This window comes from Parasphingorhabdus halotolerans (assembly GCF_012516475.1).
GTDB classification, from domain to species: Bacteria; Pseudomonadota; Alphaproteobacteria; order Sphingomonadales; family Sphingomonadaceae; genus Parasphingorhabdus; species Parasphingorhabdus halotolerans.
Genome location: NZ_CP051217.1, coordinates 1659482 through 1677612 on the forward strand (window position 1 = coordinate 1659482; position 18131 = coordinate 1677612).

Here is an 18131-nt window from a genome sequence, read left to right on the forward strand (position 1 = left end):
GTGATTGCATCGCGATCAGCGGTCACGGGAAGACGTTTTGTCACCGCCCGCGCGGCACCAGCACGTCATTCTCGACTTTGATCCGGTGGCGCAACAATATTGCGTTTAATATCGAGAAAACCAAGGCGACCCAGGGCAAACCCAGCATCAACGGGATGATCGCAATTTCTAGCACAACGACGGTGTAGTTGGGATGGCTGAGGAATTTATACGGTCCGCGGTTTACCCGGTCAAAATGCGGCGCGCTGATGATGCGGGTCGTCCACCAGCGGCCAATCGAAGCCAGCGTCCAGACCCGCAATATCTGGGTGCCGATGAATACCGCCAGCATTACAAGGCCGATCGGCCGTAGAGGATCGACCATCAGGAAGATTATCGCAAGCCAGGCGGAGTGCAGGAAAATGAAATACTGGTAATGATCCGCACCAAATTCTTTGCCACCTTCAGCGAGCAAGCGCCTGGTGTTGTGGTTCGCATAGACCAGCTCTGACAGGCGTTGCGCGACAATATAGATCAATACCCAGGTGACGAGTGTTGGCGTGGTGTTAAAGATAGTCCCAAGCGCGTTCACGGATCAACGACTCCCAGCGCCGCAGTAAATCCCGGACCAAGCGCGGTCAGCAATAGCGGCTTGGTCAGGCGTTGCTCCAGCAACCGCTTAAGCACAAACAGCACGGTCGGCGATGACATATTGCCATAATGTTCAAGCACGTCACGCGTGGCAGCTATGCCAGGCAGATCAGGCGCAAAATAATCTTCCAGTGCCTCAATCACCCGACCCCCGCCGGGATGGCACGCGGGTTCGGAAAGATCGGACTTCGCCAACCCCTGTACCTCAAGAAACGCATCACAAAAGGGTGCAAAATCTTTGGTCACAAAAGTCGGAATATCGCGGGCGAGTACCAGATCAAAGCCGGTTTCACCAATATCCCAGCCCATCATATCGCGTGTGTCGGGCCAGGTTTTCTGATCGAACGCGCGAAATGAAGGTGCGTCATCCCGTCCTGTTTTGCCGCTGATCACCGCCGCCGCGCAACCATCGGCAAATAATGCGGTCGCGATCATATTTTTTTTGTCAAACTGGCTGTAGTCGTACGACAGGCTGCAAAGCTCAAGCGAGATCAGCAGCACGTTCTGGCCGGCACCTGCCGCTGCCAGATCATTGGCCAACCGGAGACCCAGCACCCCTCCCGCGCAGCCGTGACCAAAGACCGGGACCGTTTGCGTCGATTGATCGAACTCCATCGCCTCAATCATCCGGCTGGGGATGGACGGGGTCATTGTGCCGGTCGTGGAGATAAGAACAATTGCATCTATGTCCGATGGTTTGAGTGCAGCCAGTTCCAGCGCCTCAGATGCAGCTTCCTGCGACAGTTTGCGTCCGACTTCGCTATAGACGCTTGCGCGCTCAGGCCAACTGCGCTGCTCGAGATAGTAATCAGGCGCACGTGCCAGATACCGCTGGTCAATGCCCGAATTGCCAAGAATTTGTTTCAACCGCCCGGGAAGCGCGGCGCCTCTCGCCTTGGCCAGCACTGCCAGCACCTCGTCCTGCGTGATCCGGTGATCGGGCAGTGCGGTGGCAATCGAGATTAGCTTTGACATGGGGGACATTCGCTGTTCATTTGGTTCCTGTTACAGCAGCACAGCGTTAAAACCAGAGAGATATATCAAATAGCGGCGATGGAACTGAATATTGACACGATAATTCGGCTGATGTCGGTGGGGGCGAGTGCCCTGCTTCTTTTGCTGATTATCGCAGGACGCGTCCGCAGGACGCTCAAGCTTCCATTGATAGGCTTAGCGCTTGGTGGAGCCACCTATCTTATCAATACCTCGACCACTCTGCGCGTTCCGCATTCGCTGGAAGCCATTGTTGACCTGATATCAATCGTTACCCCTTTCTGGACTTGGCTTTTTGCCAGGCGGCTGTTTGAAAAAGACCCACCCAAAGGATGGCTCGCGCTATTGGGCATAGCCTATATCATAGGATGGATTCTTGCGCGTTGGGGTGACAGTCTATTTCTGGTCGGCTTCTATATTGTTCATATTTTGTCTCTCATTCTGATTGTTGATCTGATTTACAATGCGTTGTCCGGCCTAAAGGATGATCTGGTCCAGAAACGCCGCCTGATCCGCATTTACTTGCCATTACTGGTCGGGCTGCAAGCCGCTGGAATATTGACCTACGAACTTGTTACTTCAAATGCGGTACCGCCGCCTGCTGTTCAAATAACCAACGCATCGTTGGTTTTCGCGTTGGTAATGTTTGGCGGCCTCGCTTTGCTAGTGACCGACCCCAGCCTCTTGGTAGAAACCGATGACGACAAAAAGGAAACGAAGCCGGAGAACAATCTATCGCCAATTGAAACCGTCCTGCAGGAAAAGTTGAATGCAGCTATGTTGGAAGGCGAATACCGCACAGCTGGCTTGACCATTCAAAGCCTTGCAGCACATCTCAACACGCCGGAGCATCGTCTGCGTGCACTCATCAATCAAAAACTCGGACACCGCAATTTCTCCTCCTTCCTGAACGGCTATCGAATCGCCGAAGCAAAGGAGAAACTGGCTGACCGGGAGCTTGTGGACTTGCCGATTCTGACAATTGCGATGGATTTGGGATATAATTCTTTAGCCCCATTCAACCGGGCTTTTCGTGCCGAAACCAGTGTAACGCCTAGTGATTTTCGTAAAAGTGCGATTGATCAAAACTGAAATAGTCTGATCCATTTCGAAATTGCACAGCATTTTTCGGCAATGCAGAGAGCGAACGGGACAATTCTGTCACTTTCACTTCATCAAACAACGTATCACCTGATGGAGACATGATATGCCTGACATTTTCTACAAGATTATCGATCATATGATCGCCGCTTTTACATTCGATCTTGGCCGCTACCTTATTGCCGCAGGCGCCTTGTCGATCCTCCTTTGGGTATTTGGCAAATGGAGTGACGCCCGCCGCATCCAAACTCGCAGAGCCGGCATTGCAGATTACAAAAGAGAGTTTCTGTCTTCCATGCGGACGGTCGCTGTGTTCGGTCTGACGACCATCAGCACGGTATTGCTGGAATCGGCAGGCATTGTAAAAGTCATGACCAGTGAGACCGTTTGGCCGCTATTCGCACTGCAGCTTGTCGCCATGATTCTTGCTCATGATGCTTACTTCTACTGGATGCACAGATGGCTGCACACGAAAACCATGTTCCGCTTCTCGCATCTGCATCACCACAAGTCGCGCACCCCGACCCCTTGGGCAGCCTATAGCTTCTCTTCCTTCGAAGCGATGACCGAGGCCGCGTTTGTACCCATTTATTTGCTCGCCATCTCGGTTCTGTTTGGTGGCATGTATCCTTTCGCGATCTTCCTGTTCCTTGCCCATATGATTGTCCGCAATGTGATCGGACATGCTGGCGTGGAAATTTTGCCCGCCGGATGGCTCAATGGACCTTTGGGCTGGATCACCACCACCACCCATCATGACTTGCACCACAGCCAGGGCAACAGCAATTTCGGCCTGTATTTCACATGGTGGGATCGGATGATGGGAACCGAGCATCCTGAATATGAAGAGCGCTTCAACATGGTCGCCAAACCAATCGAACTTTCGGTATCTGCCGCAGCCAACGCCAGTATCGCGGCGTTCACCACTCTTATTGTCGTGAATACCGCGCTCTTTGCATAGAGCCACAGTCTAAGAAGGCGTCTCAATCCAGCCCGCGCTGCTATTCCACAAAGCAGCACGGGCTGGCTGATTTTCATTTATGTTGCACTGCAACATTTTTTCTTGACATCCTCCATCACCGTCGCTATTGGTGCACTGCAACATAGAGATGGAGCCAAACATGGCAGACACAAAAAATACAGATTCTAAGGCGGCTGCGGCTGCAACCAAACCAAATATAACTTCGGCTGAAGCTGCATATGCTGCAGCTGCGTCCGAAAAGCCCGTTGCCGCTGAGACAGCAGGCCAGGCTCCGGCTGTGGCAAATACTGCTGCCGTAAATGCGCCAGAAATTAAAACTGCAGAAGCAGCAACAAAAACGGCTTCTAAACCCGCTGCAACGAAGCCTGCAGCAAAGAAAGCGGCTCCGAAAAAGACCGCAACAAAACGTAAAGCTGCACCCAAACGTGCCGCGAAACCAATGTCTAAAAAGACTATAATTAAAGGAACGAAAAAAATGGCAACCACCAAAACAACCGCGACCAAACGCGTCGTGAAAAACACCAAAGCAGCTAATACCAAAGCCGCTAACACTGCCAAGAAGACTGCTGAAAAGCTCGGCAGCCGCTTTGAAAAACTGACTGCAACTGCTCAGGAACGTGCCAAATTGGCTGCTGACCGCGCTGTTAAAGTGTCCAAAACTGCGGTCGAATTCAACCGCGAAAACATCGAGACTCTGATCGAAACCGGCAAAATCACTGTCAAAGGTGTTCAGGAAATCGGCAAAACCAACATGAAATACACCCGCGAGAACTTCGTAGAAGCAAGCCGCGCGCTGCAGGGTCTTTTCAGCGTTGCTACGCCTAAGGATTTCATTGAAAAGCAGACCGACTATGTTCGTAGCGGTCTTGACCGGATTATGGACCAGACTTCTAACAATGCCGATGCTGTTGTGAAGCTGGCTGGCAAAGCCTATCAGCCAATCGCTGATCGTCTTGGTGAAATCCAGAAAGATATGAAAAAAGCCGCTTAAGCCGCTTTTTCAATCCCCAACAAAATCGGGCCGTTCCTTCAGGAGCGGCCCTTTTTTGTTTGAAACATTAGACGATATTGACACAATTCATCGCAAAATCATCCTCAGATGACCAATCCGCCACTTGCCCTTGAGGGGGAAAATACCATATCTTGTCCATCATGAACAACGTAGAGATTCTCTTCCCCGATTCATCGGATGCATTAGCAGTGGGCCTGAATTACTGGAAACCTGATATCCCGCAGGTTTTTATGGCCGGTGATGGCGATGATGGCGACGATAAGGATGCTGGCAAAGGCGGCGGCGATGAGGATGATATTGATCTTGGTGTCGCTACAAAAACCAGGGCAAAAACCAAAAAGCCCAATCCCTATAAAGTCCTGCTGCTCAACGATGACTATACGCCGATGGAGTTTGTCGTTCTGGTACTAAAGCGGTTTTTCAAGATGGACATTGATGAAGCCACGCGGGTGATGCTGCATGTTCATCAAAAAGGAGTCGGTGTCTGTGGCACGTTCAGTTACGAAGTCGCCGAAACCAAAGTAACGCAAGTGATGGATTTTGCCCGCAAAAACCAGCACCCTCTGCAATGTACGCTTGAGAAAGCCTAACCCGCAATACAACACCTGCAAATAAGGAAGACGCGATGACCGAGACACCCGTAATAACCGTGGATATTGTTTCGGACGTCGTCTGCCCGTGGTGCATAATCGGCTACAAGAAGCTGGAAAAGGCCATGCGCCAATTTGAAGGGCGCGCGCAATTCGCGATTGCCTGGCATGCCTTTGAGCTCAACCCCGGGATGCCGCCGGAGGGGCAGGATATCAACGAGCATATGGCGCAAAAATATGGCGCGACGCCCGAGCAGAGCAAGGTCAATCGCGAGCGATTGCGTAACGCCGGTAACGATCTCGATTTCGAGTTTAAATATTCAGAGAATATGCGGATGGTAAACACATTTGATGCACACCGGTTGCTGCATTGGGCCGGCGAGATGGGGAAACAAACAGCCCTAAAGCTCGCTCTGTTTTCTGCACATTTCACTGATGGTAAAAATGTGAGCGATCAGGATACTCTGGTGGCGATTGCCGGATCAGTTGGTCTTGATGAAGACCGCGCCCGCGACTTGCTAAGCACAGATTTATATGCCGAAGAAGTTCGTGCCGTGGAAGCGGAATGGCAAGATCGCTTCATTACCGGCGTTCCGGCATTTATTTTCAACAAGAAGTTCATGGTTCCAGGCGCGCAGGATAGCGATACTTTTGCCAATATTATCGAGAATAAACTGCTTGCCAGACAAGCGGCCTAGGGCATCGGCTATCATGACTTTGGCGGCATAGGGAAAAACCCGGAAGTCTTTGCAACATAGTCCGCATATTTCGGTCGGCTTTTTTGCATACCTTTTTCCAGCAACGGTGCGCCGCTCCATTTCATCAGCGTGAAGCTGAGGAATATCGGCCCGATCACAGCCACCCAAACCGGCCATCCAACCTGCGCTGCAACCAGCCAGATTCCCCACCATGCACAAAAGTCACCGAAGTAATTGGGGTGGCGCGTATATCGCCACAGACCGGTATCAAGCACTTTGCCATTGTTTTCCGGGTTCGCCTTAAACGCTTTGAGCTGGGCATCGCTGATTGATTCGAAAAGGATGCCGATGATGGCGATTAAGATCCCTATCACCGCAAAAGCATTTGGCTCGGCATCATCGGCCAGAAAAATGCCCAGTTGCGCCGGTAAACAAACCAAAAAGAGCAGCGGGATTTGCACCGCCCATGCTTTGAAAAAAGCAGCCTTGGCAAAACTCATCCCCTGCTTGTTCGTCGCTTTGCCAATGATTTTTTCATAGCGCGGATCTACGCCTTCTTTGCGCCACCGCAACAGCAAGTGGGTGCCAAGCCGGATGCCCCATAGAGCCGTCAGAGCCCAAATTATCCAGGCCAGCATTCCAGGCTCCGCTACCTGCATGATCGATGTGCCGGCCATGATCGCCATGCCATAGGCCCAGAACGCATCGATGAACGACACATCCCGAATTTTTACCGAGATCAGCCACAAAACGATCATAATCGCGACTAGCAGCGCGAAATTTGTTCCCAGCGCAGCCCAGATTGCCAAGTCATTCACCCGTTTTTACTTCTTTGACCTGTGGATTTAGGTCTGTGGTCACTATGTCCTTCATCGCTTTGCCCGGATATTTCGGGGTCACGCTATGATAGAAATCGCTTAACCGCTGCATATCGGCCTTATAATCGCCAGATGGCATAAAGCTGGGACCAAGTCCGCCGGTTTTTTTGGCGTAATCCATCATCCCGATAATCAATGGAACCTTGGCCTTAAGCGCTATATAGTAAAAGCCAGTGCGCCACTGTTTGACGCTACCGCGCGTGCCTTCCGGCGGAATAGTAAGCAGAAAATCATCGCGCTTGTTGAATTCTGCGACCATTGCATCGACCATATTATTCGACTTTGAGCGGTCGACAGGAACGCCGCCCAACCGCAGCATCATGCCTCCCCACGGCCATTTGAACAGGGTATTTTTGCCAATCCAGTAGGACTTGATTTTAAGCTGATTCAGCAGGCCGAAATAATAGATAAAATCCCAATTGCTGGTATGTGGTGCCGCAATGATCACCGCTTTTCTGGGCGGCGGATTATCCTGAACCGCTTTCCAGCCATTCACCGTATACATGAACACTGAAAACCGGCGGACAATCTCCGACAGCCAGTTCGGTTTGATTTCTTTATGCACGCAGCCTCCCCTCGCGACAGTCAGCGCCACGTTCGCAGGTGACCATAAATCTATTTTACCTGCGAGCAAGAAAAGATGTCTGAAGGAACAGGCCTGTTCAGCTTTGAGCCAGCTCATCAAGCTAATCTTTTCTGAAAGCAAAAGAGGAGAGGATAAAATGCGCGTTTCCGATATGGGTATTTTCACTTGCATGTCCGTCTTGATGATTGGTCCTGCTGTTGCGCAATCGTCTCACAGCGCCAGTCCCGTGCAGGCGGAGCCACAAATCGACTATTCTGGCTTTGTCAAATTGTCCGCAGAACTTGAGGAATACCGGAACTCCAGGCTTGTTTCCCTGTCACGCTTCCAACAGATTGCGCGGCAGAGCGGGGCAATAATTCTGGATACACGCTCCGCCCGTGCCTTTGCAGAAGGACACATCAAGGGCGCGATCAACTTGCCGTTTTCCGACTTCACAGAAGACAAGCTCGCCTCGGTCATCGGCGAAAAGTCGAGACCGATACTGATATATTGCAACAATAATTTCAGTGACAACCGGTTTCCCATTGCTCTGAAACGCGCGCCGCTAGCTCTTAACATCCCGACATTTATAAACCTCTACGGCTATGGATATAAGAATATTTATGAGCTCGACGGCGTTATGAGCGTTGCGGAACCGCAGGTGCGGTGGACCGGCCACAGATTTAGCTTGGTTTCAACACCCAATTTTAGCGAGGATGAGCAGCGCGCCAATTAGCGGGCTTGTCAAAACTGCCTTGCCAGATTCCGCGTTTTGCTTTTTCTGCCAATCGTTCTTCATCGGCATAAATCACATCGTCAAAATTATCACCGGATATCGCTAGCCCTTGCGTCACCATCGCCGCGCCGAGGTCCAACCCTTTCTCGTCAGCGCAGCTAACAACCGCGCGTCCAAACTGATCGCGTACATAGAGATCACAATTAAACTCTTTGCCCTTCATCAGCATATCGAGACCGCCTCGTGCGGTTTTGCCACAGGCCCAAGGTTCATTGGCAGCGTCATTGCAGATTTGGCGGTATTCAGGGGCATCGATTCCATAAATGCGGAACTCATCGGTCCCGATTTTGAAGCTATCGCCGTCAATGACCGCCGCTTGTCGACCATCAACCACGATGGTCTCTTCGCTATCAGCCCAGCGTTGCAACGCCCATGCAAACGCGATGGCCAGCATGAACATGAATAAGGTACGGATTCTTTTGAACTTCGGTCGGGCCATGGGGATGCCAGACTAGCGCGTTAATGAGGCATGGCATCCATCAGGTCGCAGCATGCAATGCTTGTTCAGTCCGCCATAATCAAAGTTGGGTATTTTTTTACGATATGGTCAAATACCGCAGGATAGAGCGACTGAACAAATTCACAGCCGTAATAATCGCCCTCAGCCCAACAAATCACGCTCTCAAGGGCGGCGAATGACGGCAAAGTCATATAAATCCGCTTTTCAGCGTTCAGCCGCGTGATACACCGCATGCGAAAACCGGTCAGCGAAAGATCAAGTATCATCGCGCTTACCCGGCCAAGGCCAGGTTCGCGTACTTCTGCTAATATCTCAACGCCAGCGCGCGTGGAGATCCGGTGATCTCCGCGCTTGAACTGCTTGTTCATCATACGCTCGCTTGGTTTGCCGTTCATAGTGAACTGGTTTCCTATTCCTCTGTCTTTTGGCTCTTCAGCAAAAAGATTGTTCCTGACCCATTCGTTCGGACTTTTTACAAGTACCAACAGAAGTTTATGCAATCGTTAACGAGGGCCATGTTTTATATAGTTAATAGACGGCAAAACACTCAAAAGGTTTAGACCCTTCTATCAGATCAAGAACTACAGTCCGTTTGGCAGAGTTCTGCCTCTTCATCTTCCAGCTCAATTTGGATGGTAATATGGTGAATAGCATATCGTTGTTTCATATGTTCCTGCACTTTTGCCAGGAAACCTTTGCCGGGATGGCCACCGGGCATCACCAAATGAGCGGTCATGGCTGTCTCGCTGGTGCTCATCGGCCAGATATGAAGGTCGTGAACCGCGGTTACTCCCGGCTCTGCGGAGAGAGAATTCATAACCTGTTCGACGTCAATATTGCGCGGAACGCCAGACAAAGACATCCTGACTGCTTCGGAAAGCAACCCCCAGGTGCTCCAGAATATAAGCGCGACAATCAGCAGGCTGATAACCGGGTCTATCCAGTTCAGCCCGGTAAAGTAGATAAACACTCCGCCCAGAACGACCCCCGCAGACACCCCCGCATCAGCCATCATGTGCAAGAAGGCGCCGCGAATGTTGATGTCATCTTTCTGCCCGCGCATGAACAACATCGCGGTGCCAAAGTTTATGGCGATACCGATGGAAGCAACAATGATGACGGTAGTAGAAGAAATTTCACTGGGATTCCCAAAACGGCCAATGGCTTCCCAGGCAATTGCCCCGCAGGCCAGCAACAAAAATAGGCCATTAAGCAAAGCTGCGAGAATCGATGAACCGCCCAGACCATAAGTGAATTGTTTGCTCGGAGGCCGTTTGGCCAGTTCAGCGCCCGCCCATGCAACGGCCAGTCCCAGCACATCAGAAAGATTATGCCCGGCGTCCGCCAGCAAAGCCATAGAGCCTGATAGAAGTCCGTAAATGACCTCAACGACAATATAGATAGTGTTGAGCGCGATGCCTAGCGCGAAAGCCCGGCTGAAATTTGCAGGCATATGGCCGTGCGGGCCGTGGCGGTCATGGTGACTATGCCCGTGGGCATGACCATGTGCAATATCATGACTGTGACGATGATGGCCGGACATCTTCGCTCCGATAAATTATTGTCTGCCCAATAAGGCGACGGTGTTTGTTAGCGATTACACCAATTTATCAGAGCGGGTCTACAATATAATTCAATATTTATAATATGTTATATCATTTGGCGTGTTTGATTGCCGAGATTAATCGACAATCAAACCAATCGCTAGATAGATCAGGATCGCAGAGCCAAAGCCGAAGATGGTGGCAAGTACGAAAATGATACGCAACAGATTTGCATCCATACCGGTCCAATTTGCGAGACCCGAGCATACGCCCATAAGCTTGCCATTGGCCTTGTCGAGGTGCAGTTTGTTTTTAGTCGTGTTGGTCATGGTATCTTTTTTTCTTTCTGTTGAAGGGAGCGGAGTGGGCCAGCTTTTCTTTTCGTCTGCCATCAGATCACCAGTGAAGCGGCGGTGGTAGCGGCTGGGCCAACACTGGCACCTACGAATAGAGCTGCTGAAACAAGCGCTGCGAAAGCGGCTGCGAATGAATTTTGAAGATTATACGTCACATCTGTTTCCTTTCGGGTGTTGGTCAAATTATACGATCAGGGATGCTGCGGTGTTCGCGGCAGGCGCTACACTTGCACTGACAAAAACGGCAGCGGAAAGAAGAGCTGCAAAAGCTGCGGTTATGTTGCTTTTCAAATTGTAAGTCATGGGGATTTCCTTTCGGGGGATTTTGAATTGTGAGATTAGATGACCAATGATGCTGCATTGCTTGCGGCCGGTCCTACGCTTGCGCCGACAAATACGGCTGCGGAGATAATGGCTGCAAAAGCGGCTGCGATATTGTTTGAGACATTCGAGAACATTTTTAATTCCTTTGGTTAAATCTGGGCTTCGAAGCATTCTCCGAAGATGTCTGATACAGTGCATAGCGCGTGCCAGTTTCTATATATCATTCATTATCAGATACTTGGGTGTATATCGAAACTTAACCTATGTTAGTCAAAACCGAAATTTGGCACTTATTGCTAACATTTAGCATTTAATGAATGGAGAATGAACAAAGGGCAGTAGCTGCATTGAATTTACTTCTATTCAGCCATGTCCATCGCTAGACATGGCGCCCTGATATGACCATCACCCGCCTCACGCTGAAAAATTTCCGCAACTATGCGCAGCTGCGCCTTGAGGCCACATCCGGCTTCATAGTGTTGAGTGGGGAAAATGGCGCCGGCAAAACCAATATATTGGAGGCTGTATCTTTATTGTCTCCCGGTCGCGGCCTCAGGCGCGCCGGCCTGACCGATATCGCAAGCGAAACAGGCGCAGGTGATTTTGCGGTGGCTGCCGAGATGGGCGATGTAAGCCTGGGCACAGGGACAAGCGTTGACCAACCGGAGCGACGCAAATCGCGCGTCAACGGCGCCGCAGTGCCAACCAACGATCTTGCGCAATGGCTTTCCATCTTGTGGCTGACTCCGGCAATGGATCGGCTGTTCATGGAAGGCGCGACTGGACGCCGTAATTTTCTGGATCGATTGGTTACCGCGTTAGAACCCGATCACGCACACAACTCGGGGCGCTATGACGCAGCAAGACGCGAACGCAACCGGTTGCTGGCAGATGATAGCACGCCTGATCCCGGCTGGCTCGACGGGCTGGATGGCCAACTCATACAACATGGTGCGGCGATAGCAAAGGCGCGCTTTCGTGCCGTCGATGCGCTCAATAACTTGCTCGCGGCCAGCGATGATGGTTTGTTTGCTTCGGCTCGCATCGCCCTCGATGATCAGGAATTACGAGACGAAGGTAGTTTGCGTCAAGCCATAGCATCAAGCCGTTCGGCAGATCGTGCAGCAGGGCGAACCCTACGCGGACCGCATCGGGCAGACATGCGGGTTTATCACCGGGCCAAGGACCAACCGGCTGAAAAATGCTCCACGGGCGAGCAAAAGGCTCTGCTATTCTCGATCATTCTCGCCCATGCCGATCTTATCGCCGACCAGCGCGGCAACCGGCCGATATTATTGCTTGATGAGGTGGCTGCGCATCTTGATCCACAGCGGCGCGCAGCGCTCTTTGCCAAACTGGCAGCAAAGGGTGGACAAGTATGGCTGACCGGCACCGAGCCCGAGCTTTTTAAAGATATACCCGAAGATGCCCTGCATTTCCGCGTGAACCAGGGCACCCTCGATTTACGCTAGATCTCAAGTGTTTACACGCCATGGTTTACCGCCTGTTTACTATTATCTTTAGCACAGCGTTTGTAGCCAGTGTCTAATCACCACCAAGATGATGATTCTCGCAAAAAATAGCCCGCACAAGATTTTGGGTGCGTTGGTGCCCATTCTGCTGGTGATGCAGGCATTGCTATTCCCGCCTGCAGCCCGCGCGGAAAGCTATTTGCAATGTGTGCCATTTGCCCGGGAGCTAAGCGGAATTGAAATTTATGGTGACGCACATACCTGGTGGAAACAGGCGAAACACAAATATGAGCGCGGCAACCAACCCCAGCACGGCGCAATATTGTCGCTCAAGAGCCACGGCAAGATGCAACTTGGCCACGTAGCCGTGGTTAGCCAGATCATTGATAATCGGAATATTCTACTCAGTCACGCAAACTGGTCGCCAATAAATGGCCGCCGCGGACAGATTGAGCGCAATGTCGCAGCCGTTGATGTATCGCGGGACAATGACTGGAGCCGTGTCAAAATCTGGTATGCACCGCTTGGCGGATTGGGCAAGACTGCTTATCCGGTAAATGGCTTTATCTATCCCGCTCGGCAATCGGACCGTAATGCAGAAGCCCGCCAATGGGCTTCCGCCAAGCCTGTCAAGCAGCCACGCGCGCCAAATCGCGATCTGTTTGCGCGAAATATGAAGGTGGAACTGGAACGCACGGCGCAGCGCGAACAAATGACAACCGCCGAACCGGCGGACCTAATTGGAGAATTGCTGGACAGCATCGGCAACTAGCGACAATGTTCATCGCATGGGCTTAGCGTTTCAGAAATTTCACAAATGAATGATAATCCGACACGCTGTCTGGTCATTTTGGCTGGCGGGCAATCACGGCGCATGGGTCAAGACAAAGCGACTATAGCGCTCGGTGGCGAACGGATGATCGACAGGTTGATCGCTCGCTACAACACAAGCGTTGACCGGATAATCCTTTCATCGCCTCATGATTTTGGCACGGGTTTAGATTTCATCACCGATGATCCAAACGCTCCCGGCGGACCAGTAGGTGCCATTTTCACATTGGCCACCGCGTTCGCTGGTCGTTGTCCGGACGTAGCCGGCTTTATGACAGCACCCGTTGACGCGCCATTTGCCCCGATTGATCTCATCAAGCGGATGAACGCGCGTCAGGGCTGCGCGGTCGCATCGGGGCCAGACCGGCTCCATCCGACCTTTGCGCGTTGGGATTGCAATATGGTCGACACTGTTCGCAGATCCCATAACATTGAGGACGCCGCACCCTCACTCCAATGGCTCGCGCGCCAATGCGACGCTACCATTGTCGAATGGCCCGATGAGCAATCTTTCATGAACATCAATACGCCCGAGGATCTGTTTGTCGCAGAAAAACTGGCATAAAAAGGCCGGCACATGAGGGATGCGCCGGCCTTTCACATTGCGGTAAGCCGCGATGGATATAGTTATTTCAATTTGCGTATTTCTGACTTGGTCAGACTCGTCGTCAACTTGCCTTCAATATTGGAAAGCGTTTCGGACTGTATGCGGCGCACCTCGCCCTTGTAGATAACCAGAACATCGCCGTCGTCCGCCACCTGGTTAACCTTGGCAACACTGGAGCCTGAAGCATCAAAAAGGCGATCATTGCGCTCGGCATCGGCTGCAACTGCTGGAGAAGCTGCCAGTAAAAATGCGGTTGCGGCCATAATTATCGAAGAAGATCTGTTCATGTTCAATTCCTGTTTGGTTGGGAGAAGAACCTGCATAATGCCGCCGAGGCAATAAGTTGCAATATGAAATGTTGCACCTGCGAGTTGCATTTTTGCAATTGACGCGATTTCTGGAGATCAAAGCGAATGCCAGGACGCCTCAAATAATCATCGCGCCAATGATCTTGCGCAGCACATCGGTTGTGTGCCATCTTCACAATGATTTGAACAACGACCGGGAATATTTATGAACCGCATCTCTTTGATTATCGCAGCTTTGGCTTTGCCTGCACTCGCCTTGCCCTCAGCAGCTAGAGCGGAAAATGAGGATATACTCTCGGGAATAGATGCGCGATCCAAAGAAGCAGCGGATAACGCCCGCAAAATCTGGGAATGGGCCGAAGTCGGTTATCAGGAAGAAAAAGCCAGCGGTCTGCTGAAGCAATCCCTTCGCACACAGGGTTTCAAGATCGAGTCAGGTGTGGCGGGCATCCCCACCGCCTTTGTTGCCGAAGCGGGTAATGGCGGGCCGGTAATAGCCATATTGGCCGAATATGATGCCCTGCCCGGCATAAACCAAGATGCCAAAGCTACGCGCTCACCCATAGATGGAAAACAAGCCGCTCACGCCTGCGGCCATAATCTTTTTGGCGCAGGATCGGTTGAAGCAGCCATTGCGGTGAAAAAATGGCTGGAAAAAACCGGCACACCTGGCCGCGTTCGGCTTTATGGCACACCGGCGGAAGAAGGCGGCAGCGGCAAAGTCTATATGGTTCGCGAAGGGCTCTTTAAGGACGTAGATTTCGCGCTCCACTGGCACGCCGACGATGAGAACTCGGCGGCAGCCCGCACAACGCTTGCGAACCGCTCGGCCAAATTCCGTTTTCGCGGCGTCTCGGCCCATGCTGCTGGGGCGCCGGAAAAAGCGCGATCAGCCTTGGACGGCGTGGAATCGTTTAACGCGATGATCAATATGATGCGCGAGCATGTCCCGCAGGATGCCCGCATACACTATGTCATCACCAACGGCGGCATCGCGCCCAATGTTGTCCCGGATTTTGCCGAAGTCTTTTACTATGTTCGCCACCCCGATCCTGATGGCGTCGATGCGATCTGGGCACGGGTTGAGGACGCGGCACGAGGCGCTGCTATGGGAACAGGGACCAAGGTCGATTGGGAAGTAATTCACGGGAATAACCCTCTGCTGGTGAATGAACCGCTGGCAAAAATGATGGATGCCAAGCTGCGGCAAATTGGCGGCATTACCTACACTCCCGACGAGCAAAAATTCGCTGAAACCATTTACGCTAGCTTTGACAAACCTTCCAACAAGCTTGGCAGCCAGGCAATGATCCAGCCCTACAGCAAATCACTAGGATATGGCTCCACTGATGTCGGCGATGTTTCCTATGCGACGCCCACCGTTGGCCTGCGCACTGCGACATGGGTGCCAGGAACGTCTGCGCATAGCTGGCAATCTTCTGCCGCTAGCGGTATGTCCATCGGCTTCAAAGGTGTGCAGGTCGCGGCCAAGACACTGACGCTGGCCGCTATTGAGCTTTACACCAACCCAGAATTACGCGCCGAGGCCAAAGCGGAATTCGATGCAGCACGCGGACCGAATTATAAATATAAATCGCTGCTCGGTGACCGCAAACCACCTCTGGATTACCGGAAATAGTTTAAATTCCCTGCGCTAGCCGGACTTCACATCGCGGAACGGCATATTGCGGTCGACTTCAATTTCGCGAGGCAGGCCCAATATCCGTTCGGAGATAATATTACGCTGAATCTGATCGCTACCACCGCCGATGCTATTCATATAGGCTTTGGCGCTGTCAAAATTCATATCTGCGGAATCAGGGAAATCATCGCCATCAAGCAAGCTGTTGGCACCAAGTATTTCTCCTGCAACTTTCGCTTCGCCATGCTGGATGCGCGACATGGCAAGCTTGCCCAGCGACATCAATGATGATGAACCGTTAGCCAGAATTTCCTGTTTCGCCCGCTTCATATTGAGTGCATTCAAATGCCGATAGGCGACCGCTTGGGCGATTTTCTGACGCAGTACCGGGTCGTCGAGCTTACCATGCCGCTTTGCCAGTTCGACCAAAGGCGGCACAGCGCTTTTTTCTTTGCCCTGCCGTTCGGTCGCGCCCTCGCCCATGATCAGACGCTCATAGGCTAGCGCGGTCTGCAAAACCTTCCAGCCGCCGTTCAGTTCTCCGACAATATAGCGCGCGGGGACGCGTGCTTCGGTGATAAATATCTCGTTAAACTCGGACTCGCCGGTAATCTGGTTGATCGGACGAATTTCAACGCCGTCCTGCTTCATCGGGAAAATGAAAAAGCTGATGCCGCCATGCTTGGGCACATCCCAATCGGTTCGGGCGAGCAACATACCATAAGCCGCCTCCTTGGCGTTGGTTGTCCAGACTTTTTGACCGGTGACGACATATTCGCCGCCATCGGGACCAGCCACCCACTCCGCCTTTGTCCGCACGCCCGCGAGATCAGAACCGGCATTGGGTTCCGAGTAAAGCAGACAACTCACATCGCCGGTCAGCATGTCGCGCAGCAGCTCTGTTTTCAGCGCATAGCTGCCCATCCGGTACACTGTCACCGCGCCAAGGTTATAGCGATCCTGCGAACGCCCCGGGACTTGGTGCGCCTTCAAAATATTGTCAATGATCCGGGCTTGCTTGCTGTTGAAACCGCGACCAAACCAGTCCGGCGACCATGTCGGAACGGAATAGCCGCTATCGACAAGCTTGCCGAGCCAGCTTTTGATATTCAGCCGATCCACTCCGCGTTCGCAGCGCTTTTCACTGTCCCAATTAGCAGCGAGCCATGTCTTAACTTCTGCCGCCAGGTCCTGATCGGACATTTCCATCGACCGGGTCGCCATCATGCTGCCTCCAACTGGGTGAGATATTGTTCGCGGTGATAGTCTGATGAACCAAATAACCACAATCCGGTGCGCGCACGCCGCCAATAGAGATGCGCAGGATGCTCCCATGTATAGGCTATGCCGCCATGCAGCTGAATTGCCTGGGCCGTGACATCGCGATAGGCATCGGCGCAAGCAAAGGCCGCGAGGTTAATCAGCGTTTGCGCGTCTTCCGTGTCTGCCGCAATAGCCTGCGCTGCTGCGGCAGCCGCAGAAGCCGCAGTCTCCACTTCAATCAGCATATCCGCCGCGATGTGCTTGAGCGATTGATAGCTACCGATCTGCCTTCCGAACTGGTGGCGCGTTCGCAGATATTCGACAGTAATATCGAATATGCGCTTGACGCCGCCCGCATGTTCTCCAGCCAAAGCCACACGAGCGAGGTCCATCGCCGTGCCAATAGCCGTTTCATCAACACCCGGAAGATGCTCTGCGCTGGCATTTGAAAAAGTGATCTTGGACAAACGCAATGTCGGATCATTGGTTTTGAGCTTCTCAATAGCAATGCCGGAAGCAGCCGGGTCCAGAATATATGCTCCGGTCACGCCATTGTTATTTGCAAAAACCAGAACACGACTTGCGCCTTCCGCGTGCATCACAAACGATGAAACACCATCAAGCTTGCAACCATTTTCGTCGCTGGTTGCAGTCACGGAAATACCGCCCGGAGTCCAAGCCCCCTGTTCACCGGTTGCAGCGATCGCGATGATCTCGCGACCGTCACCAATGGCGGTCAGCATTTCTGCTTTTTGCTCCTCATCCGAACAAGCAGCAATCACGCGCGCTGCAATCACCGATGTCGAAATAAACGGACTGCACAGCAAGTGAGCGCCAGCAACCTCCATAAGAGTTTCCAGCAACACCGCATCACCGCCGATGCCGCCAAACTCGGGATCGATAATCAGACCTAATAGTCCCATTTCTGCCATGTCTTGCCAAAGCTGCGGATCATAACCGAGCGGTGTGACCATCGCTTGGCGCACGGCAGTTTCGTCGCCACGCTCGGCCAGCAGCCGCGCGAAGCTGTCACGCATTGCGGTTTGTTCTTCGATTGAAATATCACTCATGGCTTGCTG

Annotated in this window: 22 protein-coding genes; 10 read left to right on the forward strand and 12 right to left on the reverse strand. The window is 52.2% G+C overall.

The features are described from left to right. Positions 1-40 precede the first annotated feature (40 nt). Together HF685_RS08050 and HF685_RS08055 are read right to left on the reverse strand one after the other, a co-directional pair. Positions 41-571 (reverse strand): isoprenylcysteine carboxyl methyltransferase family protein, encoded by a 531-nt coding sequence (locus HF685_RS08050; protein WP_246218547.1) that lies wholly within the window; start codon positions 569-571, stop codon positions 41-43. Further along, on the reverse strand, positions 568-1605 hold the full coding sequence (locus HF685_RS08055; protein ID WP_168819148.1) for a type III polyketide synthase: 1038 nt from the start codon (positions 1603-1605) through the stop codon (positions 568-570). Before HF685_RS08055 ends, HF685_RS08050 begins: the two co-directional genes overlap by 4 nt. Before the next feature lie 78 nt (positions 1606-1683). On the opposite strand from HF685_RS08055, the gene HF685_RS08060 reads away from it, so the two are divergent. Together HF685_RS08060 and HF685_RS08065 are read left to right on the forward strand one after the other, a co-directional pair. Next, positions 1684-2715, forward strand: coding sequence for a helix-turn-helix domain-containing protein (locus HF685_RS08060; RefSeq protein WP_168819149.1), 1032 nt, complete (start codon positions 1684-1686; stop codon positions 2713-2715). A gap of 115 nt (positions 2716-2830) precedes the next feature. After that, positions 2831-3685, forward strand: a complete 855-nt coding sequence (locus HF685_RS08065) for a sterol desaturase family protein (protein WP_168819150.1) — start codon at positions 2831-2833, stop codon at positions 3683-3685. A 9-nt stretch (positions 3686-3694) separates the two neighbouring features. On the opposite strand, the gene HF685_RS08070 is transcribed toward HF685_RS08065, so the two are convergent. Next, positions 3695-4192 carry a hypothetical protein gene (locus tag HF685_RS08070; protein WP_211051062.1) on the reverse strand — a complete coding sequence of 166 codons (498 nt, stop codon included), beginning with the start codon at positions 4190-4192 and terminating at the stop codon, positions 3695-3697. Here HF685_RS08070 and HF685_RS08075 point away from each other — a divergent pair. The 3 genes from HF685_RS08075 (at position 4182) to HF685_RS08085 (ending at position 6006) form a co-directional block, all read left to right on the forward strand. Then, positions 4182-4697, forward strand: coding sequence for a phasin family protein (locus HF685_RS08075; protein ID WP_168819152.1), 516 nt, complete (start codon positions 4182-4184; stop codon positions 4695-4697). The two genes, HF685_RS08070 and HF685_RS08075, sit on opposite strands and share 11 nt — an antisense overlap. Positions 4698-4948: 251 nt before the next feature. Then, a complete protein-coding gene (gene clpS, locus HF685_RS08080) occupies positions 4949-5308 on the forward strand; it encodes an ATP-dependent Clp protease adapter ClpS (protein ID WP_168821399.1) in 360 nt (119 codons plus the stop codon). Positions 5309-5343: 35 nt separating this feature from the next. Next, a complete protein-coding gene (locus HF685_RS08085; protein ID WP_168819153.1) occupies positions 5344-6006 on the forward strand; it encodes a DsbA family oxidoreductase in 663 nt (220 codons plus the stop codon). A gap of 11 nt (positions 6007-6017) precedes the next feature. On the opposite strand, the gene HF685_RS08090 is transcribed toward HF685_RS08085, so the two are convergent. Further along, positions 6018-6824, reverse strand: a complete 807-nt coding sequence (locus tag HF685_RS08090) for a DUF1295 domain-containing protein (RefSeq protein WP_246218548.1) — start codon at positions 6822-6824, stop codon at positions 6018-6020. Continuing rightward, entirely contained in the window at positions 6817-7449 is a 633-nt protein-coding gene (locus HF685_RS08095) for a lysophospholipid acyltransferase family protein (RefSeq protein WP_246218549.1), read from the reverse strand. The genes HF685_RS08090 and HF685_RS08095 overlap by 8 nt, the downstream gene beginning before the upstream one ends. A gap of 157 nt (positions 7450-7606) precedes the next feature. On the opposite strand from HF685_RS08095, the gene HF685_RS08100 reads away from it, so the two are divergent. Continuing rightward, entirely contained in the window at positions 7607-8185 is a 579-nt protein-coding gene (locus HF685_RS08100; RefSeq protein ID WP_168819154.1) for a rhodanese-like domain-containing protein, read from the forward strand. Here the strand turns inward: HF685_RS08100 and HF685_RS08105 are convergent. From HF685_RS08105 to HF685_RS08120, 4 genes are all read right to left on the reverse strand, one after another. Further along, entirely contained in the window at positions 8157-8684 is a 528-nt protein-coding gene (locus HF685_RS08105) for a thermonuclease family protein (protein WP_168819155.1), read from the reverse strand. The two genes, HF685_RS08100 and HF685_RS08105, sit on opposite strands and share 29 nt — an antisense overlap. A gap of 65 nt (positions 8685-8749) precedes the next feature. Next, entirely contained in the window at positions 8750-9100 is a 351-nt protein-coding gene (locus HF685_RS08110) for a PilZ domain-containing protein (RefSeq protein WP_168819157.1), read from the reverse strand. A gap of 179 nt (positions 9101-9279) precedes the next feature. Beyond that, positions 9280-10248: a cation diffusion facilitator family transporter gene (locus HF685_RS08115; RefSeq protein ID WP_168819159.1), complete on the reverse strand. Its 969-nt coding sequence runs from the start codon at positions 10246-10248 to the stop codon at positions 9280-9282. Positions 10249-10386: 138 nt separating this feature from the next. Then, positions 10387-10641: a PspC domain-containing protein gene (locus HF685_RS08120; protein ID WP_168819160.1), complete on the reverse strand. Its 255-nt coding sequence runs from the start codon at positions 10639-10641 to the stop codon at positions 10387-10389. A gap of 686 nt (positions 10642-11327) precedes the next feature. Here HF685_RS08120 and recF point away from each other — a divergent pair. The 3 genes from recF (at position 11328) to mobA (ending at position 13797) form a co-directional block, all read left to right on the forward strand. After that, complete coding sequence (gene recF / locus HF685_RS08125; RefSeq protein WP_168819162.1) at positions 11328-12401, forward strand: DNA replication/repair protein RecF; 1074 nt, start codon at positions 11328-11330, stop codon at positions 12399-12401. A gap of 88 nt (positions 12402-12489) precedes the next feature. Continuing rightward, a complete protein-coding gene (locus HF685_RS08130) occupies positions 12490-13173 on the forward strand; it encodes a CHAP domain-containing protein (protein ID WP_168819164.1) in 684 nt (227 codons plus the stop codon). Positions 13174-13218: 45 nt separating this feature from the next. Next, complete coding sequence (mobA, locus tag HF685_RS08135) at positions 13219-13797, forward strand: molybdenum cofactor guanylyltransferase (RefSeq protein ID WP_168819166.1); 579 nt, start codon at positions 13219-13221, stop codon at positions 13795-13797. Positions 13798-13859: 62 nt separating this feature from the next. Here the strand turns inward: mobA and HF685_RS08140 are convergent, their stop codons facing one another. Then, positions 13860-14126, reverse strand: coding sequence for a hypothetical protein (locus tag HF685_RS08140; protein WP_211051064.1), 267 nt, complete (start codon positions 14124-14126; stop codon positions 13860-13862). A 226-nt stretch (positions 14127-14352) separates the two neighbouring features. Here HF685_RS08140 and HF685_RS08145 point away from each other — a divergent pair, with 226 nt between their 5' ends. Next, complete coding sequence (locus tag HF685_RS08145) at positions 14353-15786, forward strand: amidohydrolase (protein ID WP_168819170.1); 1434 nt, start codon at positions 14353-14355, stop codon at positions 15784-15786. A 15-nt stretch (positions 15787-15801) separates the two neighbouring features. On the opposite strand, the gene HF685_RS08150 is transcribed toward HF685_RS08145, so the two are convergent. After that, entirely contained in the window at positions 15802-17016 is a 1215-nt protein-coding gene (locus HF685_RS08150) for an acyl-CoA dehydrogenase family protein (RefSeq protein ID WP_211051066.1), read from the reverse strand. Next, positions 17013-18122, reverse strand: a complete 1110-nt coding sequence (locus tag HF685_RS08155; RefSeq protein ID WP_168819172.1) for an acyl-CoA dehydrogenase family protein — start codon at positions 18120-18122, stop codon at positions 17013-17015. The genes HF685_RS08150 and HF685_RS08155 overlap by 4 nt, the downstream gene beginning before the upstream one ends. Positions 18123-18131 lie beyond the last annotated feature (9 nt).